14 protein-coding genes are annotated in these 15,890 nt (G+C 39.9%); 8 read left to right on the top strand and 6 right to left on the bottom strand.

Features of this window, described 5'->3' with window-relative positions; genetic code table 11:
- Position 1: 1 nt before the first annotated feature.
- Positions 2–1,597: a hypothetical protein gene (locus IPO83_18490; protein ID MBK9733245.1), complete on the top strand. Its 1,596-nt coding sequence runs from the start codon at positions 2–4 to the stop codon at positions 1,595–1,597.
- A 2-nt stretch (positions 1,598–1,599) separates the two neighbouring features.
- Positions 1,600–1,950 carry a preprotein translocase subunit SecG gene (gene secG / locus IPO83_18485; GenBank protein ID MBK9733244.1) on the top strand — a complete coding sequence of 117 codons (351 nt, stop codon included), beginning with the start codon at positions 1,600–1,602 and terminating at the stop codon, positions 1,948–1,950.
- A 45-nt stretch (positions 1,951–1,995) separates the two neighbouring features.
- Here the strand turns inward: secG and IPO83_18480 are convergent, their stop codons facing one another.
- Positions 1,996–2,715, bottom strand: a complete 720-nt coding sequence (locus tag IPO83_18480; GenBank protein ID MBK9733243.1) for a hypothetical protein — start codon at positions 2,713–2,715, stop codon at positions 1,996–1,998.
- 349 nt (positions 2,716–3,064) lie between these two features.
- Here IPO83_18480 and rnr point away from each other — a divergent pair, with 349 nt between their 5' ends.
- Complete coding sequence (gene rnr / locus IPO83_18475) at positions 3,065–5,251, top strand: ribonuclease R (protein MBK9733242.1); 2,187 nt, start codon at positions 3,065–3,067, stop codon at positions 5,249–5,251.
- Between the two features lie 70 nt (positions 5,252–5,321).
- Positions 5,322–6,296, top strand: a complete 975-nt coding sequence (locus IPO83_18470) for a polyprenyl synthetase family protein (GenBank protein MBK9733241.1) — start codon at positions 5,322–5,324, stop codon at positions 6,294–6,296.
- Positions 6,297–6,346: 50 nt separating this feature from the next.
- On the opposite strand, the gene IPO83_18465 is transcribed toward IPO83_18470, so the two are convergent.
- The gene (locus IPO83_18465) at positions 6,347–7,873 is read right to left on the bottom strand and encodes a hypothetical protein (GenBank protein ID MBK9733240.1); all 1,527 of its coding nucleotides are present in this window, start codon (positions 7,871–7,873) and stop codon (positions 6,347–6,349) included.
- A 740-nt stretch (positions 7,874–8,613) separates the two neighbouring features.
- Here IPO83_18465 and IPO83_18460 point away from each other — a divergent pair.
- Both IPO83_18460 and IPO83_18455 read left to right on the top strand, forming a co-directional pair.
- On the top strand, positions 8,614–8,760 hold the full coding sequence (locus IPO83_18460) for a hypothetical protein (GenBank protein MBK9733239.1): 147 nt from the start codon (positions 8,614–8,616) through the stop codon (positions 8,758–8,760).
- A gap of 62 nt (positions 8,761–8,822) precedes the next feature.
- A complete protein-coding gene (locus IPO83_18455; protein ID MBK9733238.1) occupies positions 8,823–9,113 on the top strand; it encodes a hypothetical protein in 291 nt (96 codons plus the stop codon).
- A 54-nt stretch (positions 9,114–9,167) separates the two neighbouring features.
- Here the strand turns inward: IPO83_18455 and IPO83_18450 are convergent, their stop codons facing one another.
- Positions 9,168–10,193, bottom strand: coding sequence for a hypothetical protein (locus IPO83_18450; protein ID MBK9733237.1), 1,026 nt, complete (start codon positions 10,191–10,193; stop codon positions 9,168–9,170).
- A 391-nt stretch (positions 10,194–10,584) separates the two neighbouring features.
- On the opposite strand from IPO83_18450, the gene IPO83_18445 reads away from it, so the two are divergent.
- The gene (locus IPO83_18445; protein MBK9733236.1) at positions 10,585–11,721 is read left to right on the top strand and encodes a PKD domain-containing protein; all 1,137 of its coding nucleotides are present in this window, start codon (positions 10,585–10,587) and stop codon (positions 11,719–11,721) included.
- Between the two features lie 69 nt (positions 11,722–11,790).
- On the opposite strand, the gene IPO83_18440 is transcribed toward IPO83_18445, so the two are convergent.
- Entirely contained in the window at positions 11,791–13,068 is a 1,278-nt protein-coding gene (locus IPO83_18440) for a hypothetical protein (GenBank protein MBK9733235.1), read from the bottom strand.
- A 64-nt stretch (positions 13,069–13,132) separates the two neighbouring features.
- Here IPO83_18440 and IPO83_18435 point away from each other — a divergent pair, with 64 nt between their 5' ends.
- The gene (locus IPO83_18435) at positions 13,133–13,921 is read left to right on the top strand and encodes a hypothetical protein (protein MBK9733234.1); all 789 of its coding nucleotides are present in this window, start codon (positions 13,133–13,135) and stop codon (positions 13,919–13,921) included.
- Between the two features lie 6 nt (positions 13,922–13,927).
- Here IPO83_18435 and IPO83_18430 read toward each other — a convergent pair whose 3' ends face one another.
- On the bottom strand, positions 13,928–14,500 hold the full coding sequence (locus IPO83_18430; protein MBK9733233.1) for a GDYXXLXY domain-containing protein: 573 nt from the start codon (positions 14,498–14,500) through the stop codon (positions 13,928–13,930).
- Positions 14,493–15,803, bottom strand: a complete 1,311-nt coding sequence (locus IPO83_18425; protein MBK9733232.1) for a DUF2157 domain-containing protein — start codon at positions 15,801–15,803, stop codon at positions 14,493–14,495. Before IPO83_18425 ends, IPO83_18430 begins: the two co-directional genes overlap by 8 nt.
- Positions 15,804–15,890: the final 87 nt, after the last annotated feature.

Here is a 15,890-nt window from a genome sequence, read left to right as displayed (position 1 = left end):
CATGGATGTAAATCAAATTCAGCGCTTACTATTAAAAGAGGAAGCTTTGCAGAATGCTGATTACACTGCAATAGAACAACTGGTACGTGACTATCCGTATTTTCAAACGGGCTGGTTGTTGCTGACGCGAAAATCATTCTTGCAGCGTGATCCCGGGTTCGAAATAAAACTGAATCTTGCCGCAGCACATGTCATTGACAGAGTAAAATTGTATGGTTTTTTGCATCCATCGTCAACGGTAGCACTGCCTGTTTTAGTCCGTGATGATCTGAACAATGAAAAGAAGATTCCTTTTGTAAGTACCGTTTCAGACAATAATGAACTGGATGATTTGCTTCGGTCCATTCATGATCGGAAGCAGCAGATTCTGGGAACCCATGAAGGAGAGAAGATCGCAAAGGAAAATAGCAGTGATCTTTATTCGCAACTTATTTTAGAAGATTTGAAAAGTGCCGGTTCGGAATTTTCTTCTACAAAAATTGATTCCGCCGGGTCAGCAACCATCGATCCGGGAATTGATGATTCAGAACTTAAAGTGATAAAGGAACTGGAGCATGAAATGGAGGAACAGGTAGCAAAGGAACGCAATCAGGAATTTTTGATATTAAATGAGACTGCCGGCGATGGTGAATTTGCGCCACTTCATGAACCACTCAATGAAGAGGAAGACGAAATTGCTTTTGTAGAGGAGCCGGATCCTGAAGTGGAATCCATATCATTGATTGAAGAAGAATTTATTTTACGCGATCTCGACCAGGATCTGAAAGTGTATGAGCTGGGAAATATTTCAGAAGCAGAAATCAATTTGCAAATTGAGCCTGAAGGTTCCGGCAGTGAAGAAATAGCCGGCGATCATGAATTGGAAGGATGGAAGGAAATGGAACTGCTGGTGATAGAGCAGGAAGAAGTAAACAGACGAAATGAATTAGACCTGATCAACAGCAGGGCAGGCGGAGGCGCTGAATTTTCGCCAATGTATATTGAGGAGGAATCAGATGAGCCCGAAGCAATTGAATTAAATCCGGAGTTGGAATCCATCCTGCAAATGGAAAGCATTCCTGATAGTACAACTCCTGAGGTGACGGTGATGAGCGAAAAGCATTTAAAAGAAGAAACTTCTGAGTTACGTTTCAGCGAACATGTTCCATCACCCGGCGAATTCCTTCCTGGTAAGTCTCATTCTTTTCTCGATTGGTTGCAATTCTTTAAACCGGAGAAGCAGGCAGGATCGACCAATCAGGTTGAAAAGAAAGTGGAACCGAAAACGGATCTTTTATCCGAAGAAATAAAATCAGTGGAGGATATCGGACCCACAGGAACGGTGATGCTGGATGAACTCAATACCATTGATCGTATCGTTTCAACTATTCGTCATGAACCGCTTGAAAAGACAGCGTTGATAGTTTCCCCCGCGGAGTTGGCCAGGAAAAGTATTGAAATGAATGATGAAATAGTTACTGAAACTCTGGCATCCATATATGAGTCGCAAGGCCTTATTGACAAGGCCATTCGCATGTATGCCCGCCTTAGTTTGAAATTTCCCGAAAAAAGCCTTTTCTTTGCCGCTCGAATTAAAGAGTTAAAAAGCAAAAAATAACCATGTATTCCTTCATCATCGTATTGATCATCATTGCCTGCATCATGTTGATGTTGGTTGTTTTGATTCAAAATCCTAAAGGCGGCGGGCTAAGTTCATCATTCGGGGGCATTTCCAATCAGATTCTGGGTGTAAAACGAACCACAGATTTCCTGGAACGGGCAACGTGGACCCTGATAGTTGCGGTCGGATTGCTTAGTTTATCAACCCTTTTTTTTGTTGGAACTCCTTCATCAACGCCAACAGGCCCTAAATCAGAATTGGAAAATATTGATCTCGGCAGCGGAGCCGCGGTTCCAAATCTTCCTCCTGCACCTGCCGCTACACCTGATACTTCAGCGCAAGGACAATAATTGATTGTTTATTTTTTTTGAAAGATAAACGGATGTTGTGCAGGGCTAAAGCTTTGCCTGATACAGATATCTTACGAGCGATCGTTTTGCAACCGGCAGTAAGGTCTCCTGGAGCGGGTAGTCAGCTTTTGATTCTACAACATATACGGCTGGATTTGGCAAGTGTTTGAATTCTTTGATCAGTTGAAATTTTATTTCTTCAAAGGTATTTGAAAAGCTACGCGAGTAATTCCCAATAAATTCAGTCTTAATACCTCTGAATTTTTCATTTGCATTTTCAAATATGGTGATGAGATAACTGTAAACACCAGTATCTGATGTTCTGTTTTTTGAAAGCATCATATAGCCTGCTTCCGGATTTAAGGAAACAATACCTACCGGGAATATTCTGAGGTTATCTTCCACTTGTTGGTAAATTTCCTTGCCTTCCTCCAAATGTCGCTGCATGAGTGGTATTGAAAAATCTATGATTGCTTCCACTTCTTCCATATATTCTTCATCTGCCATCAGCCGTTCAAATGCTATCCTGAAATTTTCCAGATCCAACTTACTGACTTGTTTGGGGAAAAAATTGGATACATAGGTTTTGTTTTTTTTAATGGTGTGCAGATTGTTGTAATGCATCACAAGATCAGACAGCAACGGATAGAGTTTTTTCTCAACAAATTCAAAGCTTACCTGCTGTAAATAAGCCATCAGGATGTATTTCTTGTATTCAAAATCCACCCAACCTTCCGTTAGCCAGTTTGGATTAAGTTCTTTCATGGTTGCGAAATTTTGATGGTACTATGTTACAAAAAAAATACCCGGAATCAAGCACTTGTTCATCGTTTGGCAATTCTGATGCTATGAACTGCTGTATCATTTGGGGATGGTATACTATAAAAATAACGGTTCAGGCTACATTAACCATTAGCAAAATGAAAAGACAGATCGCCAGGGTTTATTTTCTGTTTACAGGACTGAAATCAATACCAAAATGTTTTAAAAAATATCGCTCGCAAAAGGCAAAGGCCGTAAAGGAAATAAGTGGATTTAACTTTGAACACTTTACACCGTTGCGGGAAAAACCAAATAACGGAAATGTCTTGCCCCTTTTCATTTGTGTAACCCGATGAATCCAACCGCTTTCAATACCTTTGTATTTTATACTACTATGTCAACAGAAAACAAAAGCACATCCAAACACGCCCGTGCCGAACATGCGCTGGTGAATTATTTTTTACAGGAACAAGGACGATATGTATCGTTTAAACAGTTGAAAAAAAAATTTTCGACCCGCTTTCATAAGGATGACCTCTATAAGTCGGTTCAGTCATTAATGGAGTCCGGCTTTTTGCAACAGCGTGGAAGCCAGTTTCGGCATGCACATGCTGCAACATCTGCTGCAAACGCTGATTCCGATAAACTGATGGAAGGCGTAATAGAAATAACATCAGCCGGTCACGGATACGTGGTGTCACCAGGCAGCGAGCAGGATATCTGGGTAAACCGCGACAACCTGAATACCGCGTTTAATGGCGACAAAGTGAAAGTTTCGTTGATGAAGCGGAATCGAAAAAAACCTGAAGGTCGGGTGGTTGAAATAATGGAACGTGCTAGAGATTCTTTTATAGGTGTTGTGGAACAGATAGGAGAGCGATTGTTTTTTATTCCTGAGCTGAAGAATACTGATGTCGATTTCATTATTCCTAAAGATAAATCTGCTGCCGCCAAAAAAGGTGAAAAGGTGTTGGTAAAAATGACATCCTGGGAAGCAGGTACGCCGCATCCATTGGGAGAAGTGATCAAAGTACTGGGAAAAGTCGGGGAGAATGAAACGGAAATGCAGTCCATCCTGATTGAAAGTGGATTCCGGCTCGAATTTCCTGATGATGTACTGAAAGAATCAGAAAATTATCCTGATATAATCCCGGAAGATGAAATTCAACGCAGAAAGGATTTCAGGGATGTAATCACTTTTACAATTGACCCGGAGGATGCCAAAGATTTTGATGATGCAATTTCTTATCGGGAACTGGAGGAGGGATTATTTGAGGTGGGAGTTCATATTGCCGACGTTACACATTATGTAAAACCAGGATCTGCGCTTGATCATGAAGCGCAGTTGCGGACTACTTCTGTTTATCTCGTAGACCGTTGTGTACCTATGTTGCCTGAAAAATTATCGAATGGTATTTGTTCTCTCACGCCTGAAAATGACAAGCTGTGTTTTGCTGCTGTATTTGTGATGGATGATAAGGGAGATGTAAAAAGTGAATGGTTTGGAAAAACAGTGATTCATTCGAAGCGGAGGTTTTCCTATGAAGCAGCACAGGAAATATTGGAAGGAAAGGAAGATGATCTTTTAGGTGCGCTCATGAATCTGAATGCTATTGCGAAACAATTACGTGCAAGGCGATTTAAAAATGGCGCTATTAATTTTGATACTATCGAGGTAAAATTCCGGTTGGATGATGCAGCGAATCCGGTTGAAGTATTTGTAAAGGAGCGTAAGGATGCACACTTGCTGATTGAAGATTTTATGTTGCTGGCCAACAGGAAAGTGGCGGAATTTGTAGGCAATAGAAAAGGAAAGGAGATTCCGTTTGTTTACCGCGTTCATGATCTTCCTGACGATGAAAAACTGAAAAACTTTGCTGAGTTTGCGCAGCTTTTCGGATATAAATTAAATTTCAGCACTCCTAAACATACCGCTCATTCTTTCAATAAAATGATGGAAAAGCTGAAAGGAAAACCTGAACAGTATATGCTGGAAACATTGGCCATCAGAACGATGGCAAAGGCAATTTATACGACAAAAAATATAGGCCATTACGGATTAGCATTTGAATTCTATACGCATTTTACTTCACCAATTCGACGGTATCCTGATATGATGTCGCATAGAATTCTGGAGCAGGTGTTGAATGGTCAAAAAGTTTCAGGGCAGCAAATGGAACAAATATGTAATCACTGCTCTGAAATGGAACGCAATGCAGCAGATGCGGAACGAACGTCTGTCAAGTTAAAGCAGGTTGAATTCATGGACAAAAGAATAGGAGAGGTCTTTGACGGGTTTATTTCAGGCGTTACTGAGTGGGGCATTTTTGTGATGACCGAAGGTTCATATTGTGAAGGCCTGGTTAGAATGGATTCAATCAAAAGCGATTTTTTTGTGTACGATCAGAAGAAGCACTGCGCTAAGGGAACACGTTATGGAAAGAAGTTGCAACTGGGCGATAAGGTGCATGTGAAGTTGCTCAAAACAAACCTTGCAAAGAGAATGATTGATTTTTTATTGGTGGAAAGCGACAACTGATATTTATCAGGTTTATAACAGATATTGAAATTGTTTTTTTGAAAAGATGATGATACTCTCCTTGAAAGGAATGAAAAGCATTAATGAATTGCAGGATTTATTTAACCACGAGCTGGCTGCGCAATCTTTCAGCGGCGAGCCGGAGGAACTTTATAAGCCCTTCGGCTATATGATGAGTCTTGGCGGCAAGCGCATACGTCCGGTTATGCTGTTGCATGCATGCGAAATGTTTGGAACCGATGCGAGTCAAGCCATGCAACAGGCGCTCGCAATTGAATTGTTCCACAATTTCACCCTCATACATGATGATATCATGGACAATGCACCGTTGCGCAGGGGATTGCCAAGTGTGCATGAGAAATTTGGCAATACTGTTGCCATATTATCCGGTGATGCCATGCTGGTGACGGCGTATAAATATTTGTTGCACACAAATCCCCAAAAGCTACCCACGCTCTTAAATTTGTTTAATGAAGCAGCCATCAAAGTTTGTGAAGGTCAGCAGTTAGATATGAATTTCGAAAGGCTGCAAGAGCTAAAAGTTTCCGATTATCTGAATATGATTGAATTGAAGACTGCTTCGTTAATAGCAGCTTCTTTGAAAATGGGTGCCATAGTAGGTGGTGCATCTGCTGAAGATGCAGAACATCTCTATAATTTTGGAAAGCAGCTTGGCATTTCCTTTCAACTAAAAGACGATTGGCTCGATAGTTTTGGCAGTACTGAAAAAACAGGCAAGCAGCCTGGCGGCGACATTCTTCAAAATAAGAAAACGTTCCTTTTAATTGAAGCGATGAATAGCGCAGATGAAAAAGTTAAACAGGAATTGCAAGACTGGTATAGTGTGGCACATTTTAATCCTGCAGAGAAAATTGATGCAGTTTTAAAACTATTCGAGAAGATAGGGATCAGTGAATTGGCGCAGAAAGAAACAGCAAAACATTATCAACAGGCATTGTCATATCTTGATCAGGTATCTGTTCACGAGACGAATAAAAGCAGCTTACGGAAATTATCAGAAAACTTATTGCACAGAGATAAATAGTAGTTGCTAAGTCCGCTCTGGAGTAGTTTATGATGGTTAAATTTATCTTCTCAGGCTTTTCGAACCGTACTACGCCTTCCGCCTTTCTTTGAATGAAGGCGCTCTAAAATAGTTTGCCAGATAGCCTCATATGGTACTATTTCCATGGTTTCGTTTTCAGATTGAATTTGGGCATCCGCTCCGCTGAGCTTTTTCAAAGGAATAGCAGCCTTCATTTTGATGCGTTCAGGATCATAATGGCAGTTGACGAGCTGTCGAAGCATTTTAATAAATATTTTCGTGCGCTCTGATTTCTTACCTGATAAATAACGCGAAGAAAAGATGCGCAACGATTCAATGAGCTTTTCGATGTTGTCTTCCTCGCCACGGTCAATCAAATACAACAATTGCGCAATAAGAATAGCTGGATAAAGACCTCCTTTATCCTTAGAATAAATGGGGACTTCATTTATAAATTTCAGTATTTTGAAATCCTTTCCTTTTATAATTCCCGGAAGCACATAATTTAAATAGGCCTCAAATATTTTCCATGCCTCCGCCTTCTCATCAGTGAGATATTGAAATCGCTGATGGCCGGTCGCCAGCTCAAAGATTTCTGCAGCTTGCTTATATTTTGCAGCATGCATGGCCAGTAAAAAATAGTTTTCTAAAACTACAAACCAGTTGTTACTTCCTTTGGTATAAAACTTCAGGGCTTCTTCAGCATTCAGTTTTCCGTTTCTGAAATCGTTCAGGTAAAGACAGCAAACCATTTTTAAAAGTGCAATCTCGCCTTCGCGGGACGCCAATCGGTATTGATTATATTTCTTCAAAAAATCCTGTAAGCGGTTGCAGAGATTGAGTGTGAGTTTGTAGTTTCGTATAACCTGATAGTACAATAATCCGATTCTGTAATGAAGGAGGCGCAGGTGAAAGCTATCTTGATATTTTGAGAGTTCCTTGCTTTGATTGAAATACTCTTTTGCGGTTGCAGCCAATTCCGGTTTATAGGCCTTGCTCCTTGCCACCTGTGTCAAAAGAGCTTCATACATCAATTCAGCACGGTTCTCCGATTTTAAAAGCTTTAATGAATGATCTGCCAACTGATCATATAGCTCGAACTCATGCTTTAAACCTATCATGGCAAAATGGTGGCGGAGCATGCGGGCGCAAAGCATCACAATTTCATTGAGATCAAATTGTCGGGCAACAACAAGGGTATTTTTTGCCATTGCAATTGCACTCGTCCTGGCCCCATGGGTTAGCAAAATCTTGGCGCAGAAATAGTTTTTATTGCATTGGTAAACGGCTTTTTGGTAGGGAGAATCCTGTATTTGTTTGTGATTGAGAAAGAAAAGGGTACTGATGAGCCGGTCTTTTAAACGGCTTTTCAACATCAGGTATTTCTTGTCCTTGGACGACGACTGATACAAATCCATTGCGGCCTCGTCATCATTTTTATAGGAGTTTTCTGCAATTCCTCTGAATAACTTCAGGTATAAATTATCCTTGACGTTGGTTGCCCTTTCGTCAATTAACTCAAGGTTAATGAGTCGTTGCTTTGTTACCAATGCAACCATTTCTTTAAATATTTTCATTGCCAGCTCGGTCTGAAACGCCCAAATGTATTGGATTTCAGTCGTAATTTATTATTTATCCCCGTTTAATATGTTGAGAAAAGCGATGTTACCCAAACCCATTAATTGTACGAACGTTGTGAGTTTTCATAAACTACCTTAGTGTCCTGAAATTGGAATTAAAACAACTTAAAGGTTATATCGCAGGCACATTCTGATTGTGTGAATGATCATTTGAAAACAGTTTGCTCTACCAATTATGTAATAAAAAACTGATTTATCCACAAGAACCTTACGAATGGAAACCGCTAATGTTACTATAATTGAATTTTTTAGCTAATCTTCATTAATAAGTATAATATATTCCTGAAACTATTGCTGAATAAGGATTTCAGCTACATTCTCGTTTTATTAAATTGTTATTCTGATGGGTTTATTTACCTTAGATGCTCTCCCTATGTACAGATCGTGCCTATCTGTAACACGCTACAGATAAGGGTTCCAGAAACTATTTGAATCTCGGATGTGATAATTGGTTACACATTAAATGTGAAACATTTTGTTGCCTCTGGCAGTTGGATGGATATGATGCAGATCATGTAATCCTCGCTGGAAGCGATTTCCATGATGATCATAGGATTGCTCACCGGCCATCCCAGGATATTGATGTTACCATTACCTTAATATTGCACAATTAACTTGACAGGATGTAGGGTAAATTTGGTGCGTTAACAAGTTTAAGAAAACCAAAAACAAACGCCATGTCAGGAATCATCTACCAAATCACCCTCGTACTGAACTTAATGTTCGGTGGTAATAATCATCAGCAACAAGCTCAGCAAATTTATTCCCAAAATGATTACAAGATCGTTTGCGGTGTAGTGATTATTGATACTGATGAGCTGTAGAATCAAAAAAGTAACAACCAATTTACAGGATACATTTTTTTCAAAAACTAAAGCGGCTTTCTATGATGGACATGAAGATTAAATTATCAGAACAGGTGTGGCAAAAGGCAACCAGCGCTCCGGATTTGGATCCTGAATATTTTCGGCTTGATGAAGAAGGTTCTGTGATTAAGAAGACGGATTTCAATAATGAATCTTCAATTTATGGATGGTGTTTTTTTCACCTGCAGCCTGTTTGGGACGGGGGAAATGATGAATTGGGAAACCTTAAGCCGCTTAATGTGATCAATAAGATATTGTTTATGGCGGGAAATTTTAACAGAGTTGCGACTGAATTGGAATTCTGGGACTAATGTTACCCGATTTTAATTGCTATCATATTTATTTATAGTAATAGTAGATGCTTTTTAATCTACCTGTCTGGTTTTAAAAGGTTGACGTAATTTCCAGGATGCTCCTGCCTTTTCGTCAAATGCTCCTGAAAACCTGCTTACCAATAAGCGTACAAGCCAACCGCGAAGCCTGAAATAACTTTTAAAATAAACAGGCTTGCCACCCAACATAGCCTTTGCCTCCCGGGCAGTTCTTCCAAGTTCTAAAGCCCTTTTACCAGCATCAATGGCCATTTCAACACCATCATACATTATATTGTAATAGAGCTGGTGTATTTCATTTTTGGAATAGTCCATCCCGATATAATGCAGCTCCCATAATTCGGAATAAATGATGTGTGAACTGAAGGCAATCATTTGTTCATTTTCAAAGTATCCGACCACTTTGAATGCCGGACCGTAAGCCTTCTTCATTTCAAAAAAATACCGTTCTGTGGCTATTACGAGCCTGATAACTTGTTTTTTTACAACGTTACAATAGAGTGTTTCCAGTTCTTTTCCATATTTCTCAATGTCTTCCAATTGCAATTCTTTTCTCGTAATGGAGGAACATCTGCTCCGGATTTTTCTTACACGTTGAGCATATTTATGCTTTAGCGAAGTAACATAGTCTGAAAAGGTAATCCATTTGTGTTCCAGATCAAGTTTCATCGTCAGGTCACCGGGCCAGGGCTGATAACCGTAATTGACAAGATCATCATTCATATTTTCTGATTGCCAATCTTTCATCAGAACAGCATGCGGTTTGGGCCGGCTTTGTTTGAAGAACTCCTGCATTGATTGGAATATTTCCGGAACGGTTGTTCTGTCTTGCCGAACATAGAATCCTGGAAAATCAACACGAAAGAGGTTTCCACAAACCAAAATGTGAAAACCTTTATTCATGAGCAGCTTTTCAATCGGACGAATTAAGAAATTACCGATAAGTGGAAACTGATAGTGCCTCATTTTAAAATGAACGTTTTGGAAATAAGCAATAGCTACAGCTTCTTTTCCTTCGTGTTCATAAAAAAAAAGGTAAGTGAAAGTAACGTCGATCATCCCGGATTTTTCCAATGAGAGTAAATGTTTGGATAGTAACGGGTAATTTGCCGGCAGGAGTTGATCCCATTCACCTGCGTGTTCAACTAACGAAGTATATGCCTTAAATATCAATGGAGGTAAATGTTTGAAGTTTCATTTGGGACGTTGCAAGGTGATAAATATTTTCTGCAGTCCGCAATACCTGGCTTACCGGTAATTATTGTAGCATCCATATTTGAATCTTAGTGACGATGCAAGGTTGCCTGTGATTTGTTATTGCGTCTTAAATATTTATGTTTGGAACGGGTAGTTGCCTGCATGTTAGTAAATGACTGGTTCCTGTAGACGGAAGGCTTGTATTGCTAAATGAATACCATAGCTTTCAGTATCTTTCAATAAATTTAAAACTATGAAATTGTTTTACCCGTCACTTTACACTCTTTGTGTTATTACTACTTTATCATGCTTTTGGCTAAGCACTGCTGAGGCGCAATCTTTTTGTTACCCGTCAGGCAATGTCATCATTTATTCGAATTATGATGGAGGATATCTGAATATTGATGTTGATCAGGATATTCCTGATCTGAAGATTGGCATTACGACCTATGAGAAATGTGCAATAACTATCAGTGGTCTTTATGCAGGCAATGTAACGGAAGTAATTTATGCCGGATTCAATGGCGACAATGATCATTGTAATCCAACCCTGCCTACCACCAGCATCAGTGGTGTGCCGGCTTCCAATACCAGCATTCTGCTGTATCCTCCGGTAACATGGCCCAATTCAAACGGGTACTACTATGTAATCTGTAATTATTCCTGTGATTCCGCTACCAGTCAGGGTGGCTGCAATACACCTGACCAGGTTGTGCACTATTATCTCACACAATTCGGTGGTTCTTTGTATTACCACTATACTCAGTATGGATGCTGGAGTGGAACGCATCATGTTTCCGATGGTGGCAATTGTTGTATCGGCGCCTCCATCCTTGATCCGCAATTTTCGATCAGCGCTTCATTCAGTGTGCCAAATGACACTATGTGCGCGAAGGTCGCCTTACCATTCTCTAATACTTCCTTTAACACATTCCCGGGAGCAACTACCTATAGCTGGAATTTCGGTGATGGCACACCTTTAAGCAGTGTTGAAAACCCAACACACATTTATGGTGTAGAAGGAAATTATACTGTAACACTGATTGCCACTAATGAAGCAGGAACAATGAGTGATACCACAGAAATGTCACTGGTGCTCGTGAACTGTTTTACGGGCATAGCACCTGTAAATTCTACTGTGAGTGTCCACCTTTCACCCAACCCTGCAACTGATAAGTTCTGTTTTATGTTTTCAGAAAAAACAATGGACGGTTACGATCTGAAATTATTCGATCCTCTGGGGAATCTGGTTCTTAATCACAGACTTCCTCCTGGAATTCAGGAATGGTGCATAGACAATGCTATCGAAGGAATTACCCCCGGCATCTACCTCGCCGCAATAAGGATGAACGGCGAAAACTGTATTCTTAAAGTAATATTACAGGAATAGTTAAAGGCAAAACACAAAAAAATAACCACAAAGTATTTAACTCTCGTGGTTATTTTTTTATTATGAATGCTACTTGCTGATTGGAAGGTAACTGAGTTGCACCAAAGAACCGGAGCTATAGTCAAACTGATATAATCCGTCTGTAGAAATAAGGAGTAATAAATTACCCAGCGGAATTACATCGCGGGTTGCACCGGCTGTTATGGTTTCTGAAAGCGTAATTGCAAGTGGATCTGTAGCATCAAGGCTTTTTAGTCCGGATGCATCATCGCAGATGAAAAGATGCTCTTGATCAATTCCCAGCCCGAACGGATGATTAAATGGCACCGTTGTTTTTAAAACAGGGTTGTAAATATTACTGATATCAATCACATCCAGTTCATTTGAAAATCCCTGACAGCTATTGCCATCACGTAATGTGGCATAAGCATAGTTCCCCTGCACTACTACAGGGTCACAACTGCTTACATGCGATAGCTGGGAAACAAATGATGGTGAAGACGGATTGGCATTGTCGTAAATTGATACACCCGTGGTGGAACCGATAAAAAGATAATGATCATAGGGAAAGATGGTCTCAATATTCCATGGCATCGTTACTGTAGACCCACTTACAGGTTTCGCTGCAGTACTAATGTCGAACATTTTCATAGCTGCATAATCAAGGCAATAGAGATATTGATCGTAAATCGCAAATCTTGCCATTGATCCGGCGATTCCATTGCCCGGGCTAACTGCAGTGTTACTGGTTGCGCCTCCGCCCGAAGTTGTACTGGCAACAAAAACATCTTCGAAAGCCTTTATTGGATAATATTGCCCGCAATTCTGTTCTACTGTGGTATCTGTTTCAGTCCATCCGGTTATTACTCCATTCGCCGGATCAAATGACCAACCATTTGTGTAAGTTCGGTTGGGAAATACATTCATAGTGCGGGATACCTCTTTCACATTTAATGGATCTTTGATATCTATAGCCACAAGATCAATATAACTGTCAGCATACAAAATGTTATCCTTCACCGCAATATCAATACAGCCCGGAATATTGATAAAGCTGATATTCTGTGGCGATGCAGGGTCAGTATTATCAATGATGTGTATGCCTTTGTCAACTTCACTGATAAAAATATAAGGTGCTTTGTAATAGATTTTGCCCGTGGATTTCAAATCCTCCGCAGGTAAGGATTTTACCGCACTGCGTAATACGTCAAAACCCATATAGATAGGTTTATACAATTTGTAAGAATAGACATTGGTACATGTATCTTTCAGGCATCCTGAAAAAAGCATGATGGTAACACTTAAAATGGCAAGTGCCTGCAACGATCGGGAGTATGTTGTTGTCATAAGTTTCAAGGATTTAAAGAAAGACACCTTCATTTCATTAAATGTTGCATTCAAGAAAATAAACATGGTAAAAAAAACAGGTTTTGTCTTAATGGTTTTAATGGCCGTTATCACCAGGTCTTCAGCTCAGAGTGACTTGCAGGATGTTGTCTATCTTAAGGATGGGAGTATTCTGCGAGGGAACATTGTTGCTCAATTCCTTGATAGTCTTGTAAAAATTGAAATAAGCGGCGGAAGTGTTTTCGCAGTTAAGATGGAGCAGCTTCAATATATTGAATACAAAGTTAAGCCACCAAAATCTGAAGTGCCTGTAACTGTTGATACTCCTTTCGAGCGAAAAGAACATGGTTATTTCAACATAACCGATATCGGTGTGCTTCCCGGAACTAACTATACCTATGATTATTATTATGGCAGCAATTATGCAACAACATCAATTGGATTTACGATTCAAACCATTCATGGTTATCGATTTAATCCTCATTTTTTGGCAGGTGCAGGACTCGCTATTGATATCATTCAATATCCGATGGGACAGCTCTTTGCCGATGGACGATGGGAAATTCTTAACAGGAAAGCAACACCATTTGTATTTATTGATGCAGGCTATGGCATTCCACTTAATAAAGATCAGGATGATGCCAATGGCCAGGTATATTACAGTGGAGGTTTTACGGCAGGTGGAGGAGTAGGTATGCGCGTGAATTTTCACAATGAAGGTGCCTTTGTAATGGAGGTTGGATATAAAATGGAAAAACGCTCAGAACATATTGTTTATGAGATCTGGGGTACCGATCAGACCAATAGTTACACCTATAACAGGCTGGCCATTCGTTTTGGGTTGGCTTTTTGATGCCGTTTATTTTTCATCAGCCCCGGTGGCAAGTTCTTTCAGCGAGTGATTGTTAACCATTACATCTGTAACTACAGCAGTTCCATTTTTAATATACACTATTGCATAGGTAATGCTGTTTGTATCTATTGCTGCTTTAAAAACAATTTCCTCTGCTTTAGGTGCTTTCGATTCTTCCATATAAAACCTGGCAAAAGGATAGTCAATCATAATTTTTGGAATCGAGTCATAAGTTACATAACTAACCTTAGCTTTTACAAAATCGGATATCCCATCGGGCAACGTTTTTGATACACCTGCAATCTCACTGAATCCCGATTCATCATGTGTGAGTTGTAAAAATACCTCTTCGTTATTGTCCCATTCATCCGGGTTGATGACATTTACGCTCGACGCTTCAAAATTTAAAAGGATGTAACGTCCTCTGAACGGGTCGGACGGATCAATGGGAGCAGTTTTAAATTTATGTACTGTTCCATTGCGGACAATTGTTTCATTATCCACGACCATCTTTGCAGGAACATATAATTGGACTAATGCAACAGCAAGTAACAAATACAGGGAATTGATTTTAGTCATGGCTGTCGGTCTTAAATTGATTTTTCCTTTTACGAAGCTGAGAGTAATTGGCAGCGAAAAAAAGCAGACCTGCGCCTACAAACAAAAATCCTCTTATTATAAAACTCAGATAATCATCAAAAAACCTGCAGCATGTGAGGATTAAAATAATCATCAGGCCATAGTTAAGTATGCCGAAATGATCCTGTTTAGCTCCTGATCTTATCCAATAGATACCACAGTAAAGAATCAACAGGTTCATGATGATCATAGCGAAAAGAGATGAAGAAGGGCTGACAAAAAAGTAGGTGAACAAAAAAATCAGGAAGGTAAACTCAACCGGATTAATATCACCGTCCCGTTTTTTCAAGTAAGAAAGCAATAGTAAAACTCCGGCAGCCAACGATAATAGCAGGGTCGCAATAAATTCCGGTGTCTGCCAGATTTCATGCTGCCAATCATCGTTGTTTAGATCGTCCCAGAACCAATGAAAGCTGAATACCATCATCAGGCATATGGTTGCAGTGGATCCGATTAATTTATACGGATTGGTAAAAAGCTTTCTTTCCTGCGAGAAGAAAATATCACCGGTCAGATAAAAAAACGCGAATAAACTCATATAGGCTGGAAACAGCAATTGTTCTGCATCATTCGCGATTGTTCCCAGCGAAATAATCAGGCTCGCTGAAATGATCCAGTTGTTAATTATTGTAAAATTGCTTCCGGGTTTATTTTTCAGCAACAGAAAAATATGCGGTATGATCAACAATAATAATAGCCAATACCAATAGGAATTATTATCTGAATATTGAAAATATCCGCTTTCAACTGCATAATAGGTGATACCTGATATATATAACAACGATGCCATAGAAGACTTCATGACATATACTAATGGTAAACCAAGTAACATCCAGGTAAATAAAAAGCCGCTCAGGGTTCCCTCTATATTATAAATCTGGCTCACCATTGAAATAGAAGCACCAATTGCAAGGAAAAGAAAAGTGGCACTGCCTTCGCTCCAGGCGGGCTGATCTTTTTTTCTCAGCAATGTGTAAGCGCATGCAAGCTGTCCTGATATAAGAGGAAGAAAGGCAATAGTTGTTTTAATACCTCTGCTCAGATGATCCCAGTTGTGCGCGATCACTAAAATAATGCCCAGTCCAACCAGCGCTGCTCCTATAATGCTGAAAACAATTGTAATAATGTTAGCAGAACTGCTTTTCCGCGATTGATAATAAGCCTGAATACGCTGTGCGGTTTCGGCCGGAATCACACCGGCATCAACCAGTTCACCAAGGGATTTCTGTAATTTGTTATTCATGGTGAATAGGAATTGGTACGTCGGGAGTCATTAGACATTACACTATGGTCAGTGGTAATTGTATCAACCTAATTCCTAATTCTTAAT

The organism is Chitinophagaceae bacterium (assembly GCA_016717285.1).
Taxonomy (GTDB): domain Bacteria; phylum Bacteroidota; class Bacteroidia; order Chitinophagales; family UBA10324; genus JACCZZ01.
This window is presented reverse-complemented; position numbering and strand designations above follow the sequence as displayed.

Excerpts from the sequence above, each read along its gene's own strand:
- IPO83_18490 (MBK9733245.1), top strand. The coding sequence starts at position 2 with ATGGATGTAAATCAAATTCAGCGCTTACTATTAAAAGAGGAAGCTTTG.
- IPO83_18435 (MBK9733234.1), top strand. The coding sequence starts at position 13,133 with ATGGTAAAAAAAACAGGTTTTGTCTTAATGGTTTTAATGGCCGTTATC.
- IPO83_18460 (MBK9733239.1), top strand. The coding sequence starts at position 8,614 with ATGTCAGGAATCATCTACCAAATCACCCTCGTACTGAACTTAATGTTC.
- IPO83_18450 (MBK9733237.1), bottom strand. The coding sequence starts at position 10,193 with ATGATCGACGTTACTTTCACTTACCTTTTTTTTTATGAACACGAAGGA.
- secG (MBK9733244.1), top strand. The coding sequence starts at position 1,600 with ATGTATTCCTTCATCATCGTATTGATCATCATTGCCTGCATCATGTTG.
- IPO83_18470 (MBK9733241.1), top strand. The coding sequence starts at position 5,322 with ATGAAAAGCATTAATGAATTGCAGGATTTATTTAACCACGAGCTGGCT.
- IPO83_18455 (MBK9733238.1), top strand. The coding sequence starts at position 8,823 with ATGATGGACATGAAGATTAAATTATCAGAACAGGTGTGGCAAAAGGCA.
- IPO83_18440 (MBK9733235.1), bottom strand. The coding sequence starts at position 13,068 with ATGACAACAACATACTCCCGATCGTTGCAGGCACTTGCCATTTTAAGT.
- IPO83_18445 (MBK9733236.1), top strand. The coding sequence starts at position 10,585 with ATGAAATTGTTTTACCCGTCACTTTACACTCTTTGTGTTATTACTACT.
- rnr (MBK9733242.1), top strand. The coding sequence starts at position 3,065 with ATGAATCCAACCGCTTTCAATACCTTTGTATTTTATACTACTATGTCA.
- IPO83_18430 (MBK9733233.1), bottom strand. The coding sequence starts at position 14,500 with ATGACTAAAATCAATTCCCTGTATTTGTTACTTGCTGTTGCATTAGTC.
- IPO83_18425 (MBK9733232.1), bottom strand. The coding sequence starts at position 15,803 with ATGAATAACAAATTACAGAAATCCCTTGGTGAACTGGTTGATGCCGGT.
- IPO83_18465 (MBK9733240.1), bottom strand. The coding sequence starts at position 7,873 with ATGAAAATATTTAAAGAAATGGTTGCATTGGTAACAAAGCAACGACTC.
- IPO83_18480 (MBK9733243.1), bottom strand. The coding sequence starts at position 2,715 with ATGAAAGAACTTAATCCAAACTGGCTAACGGAAGGTTGGGTGGATTTT.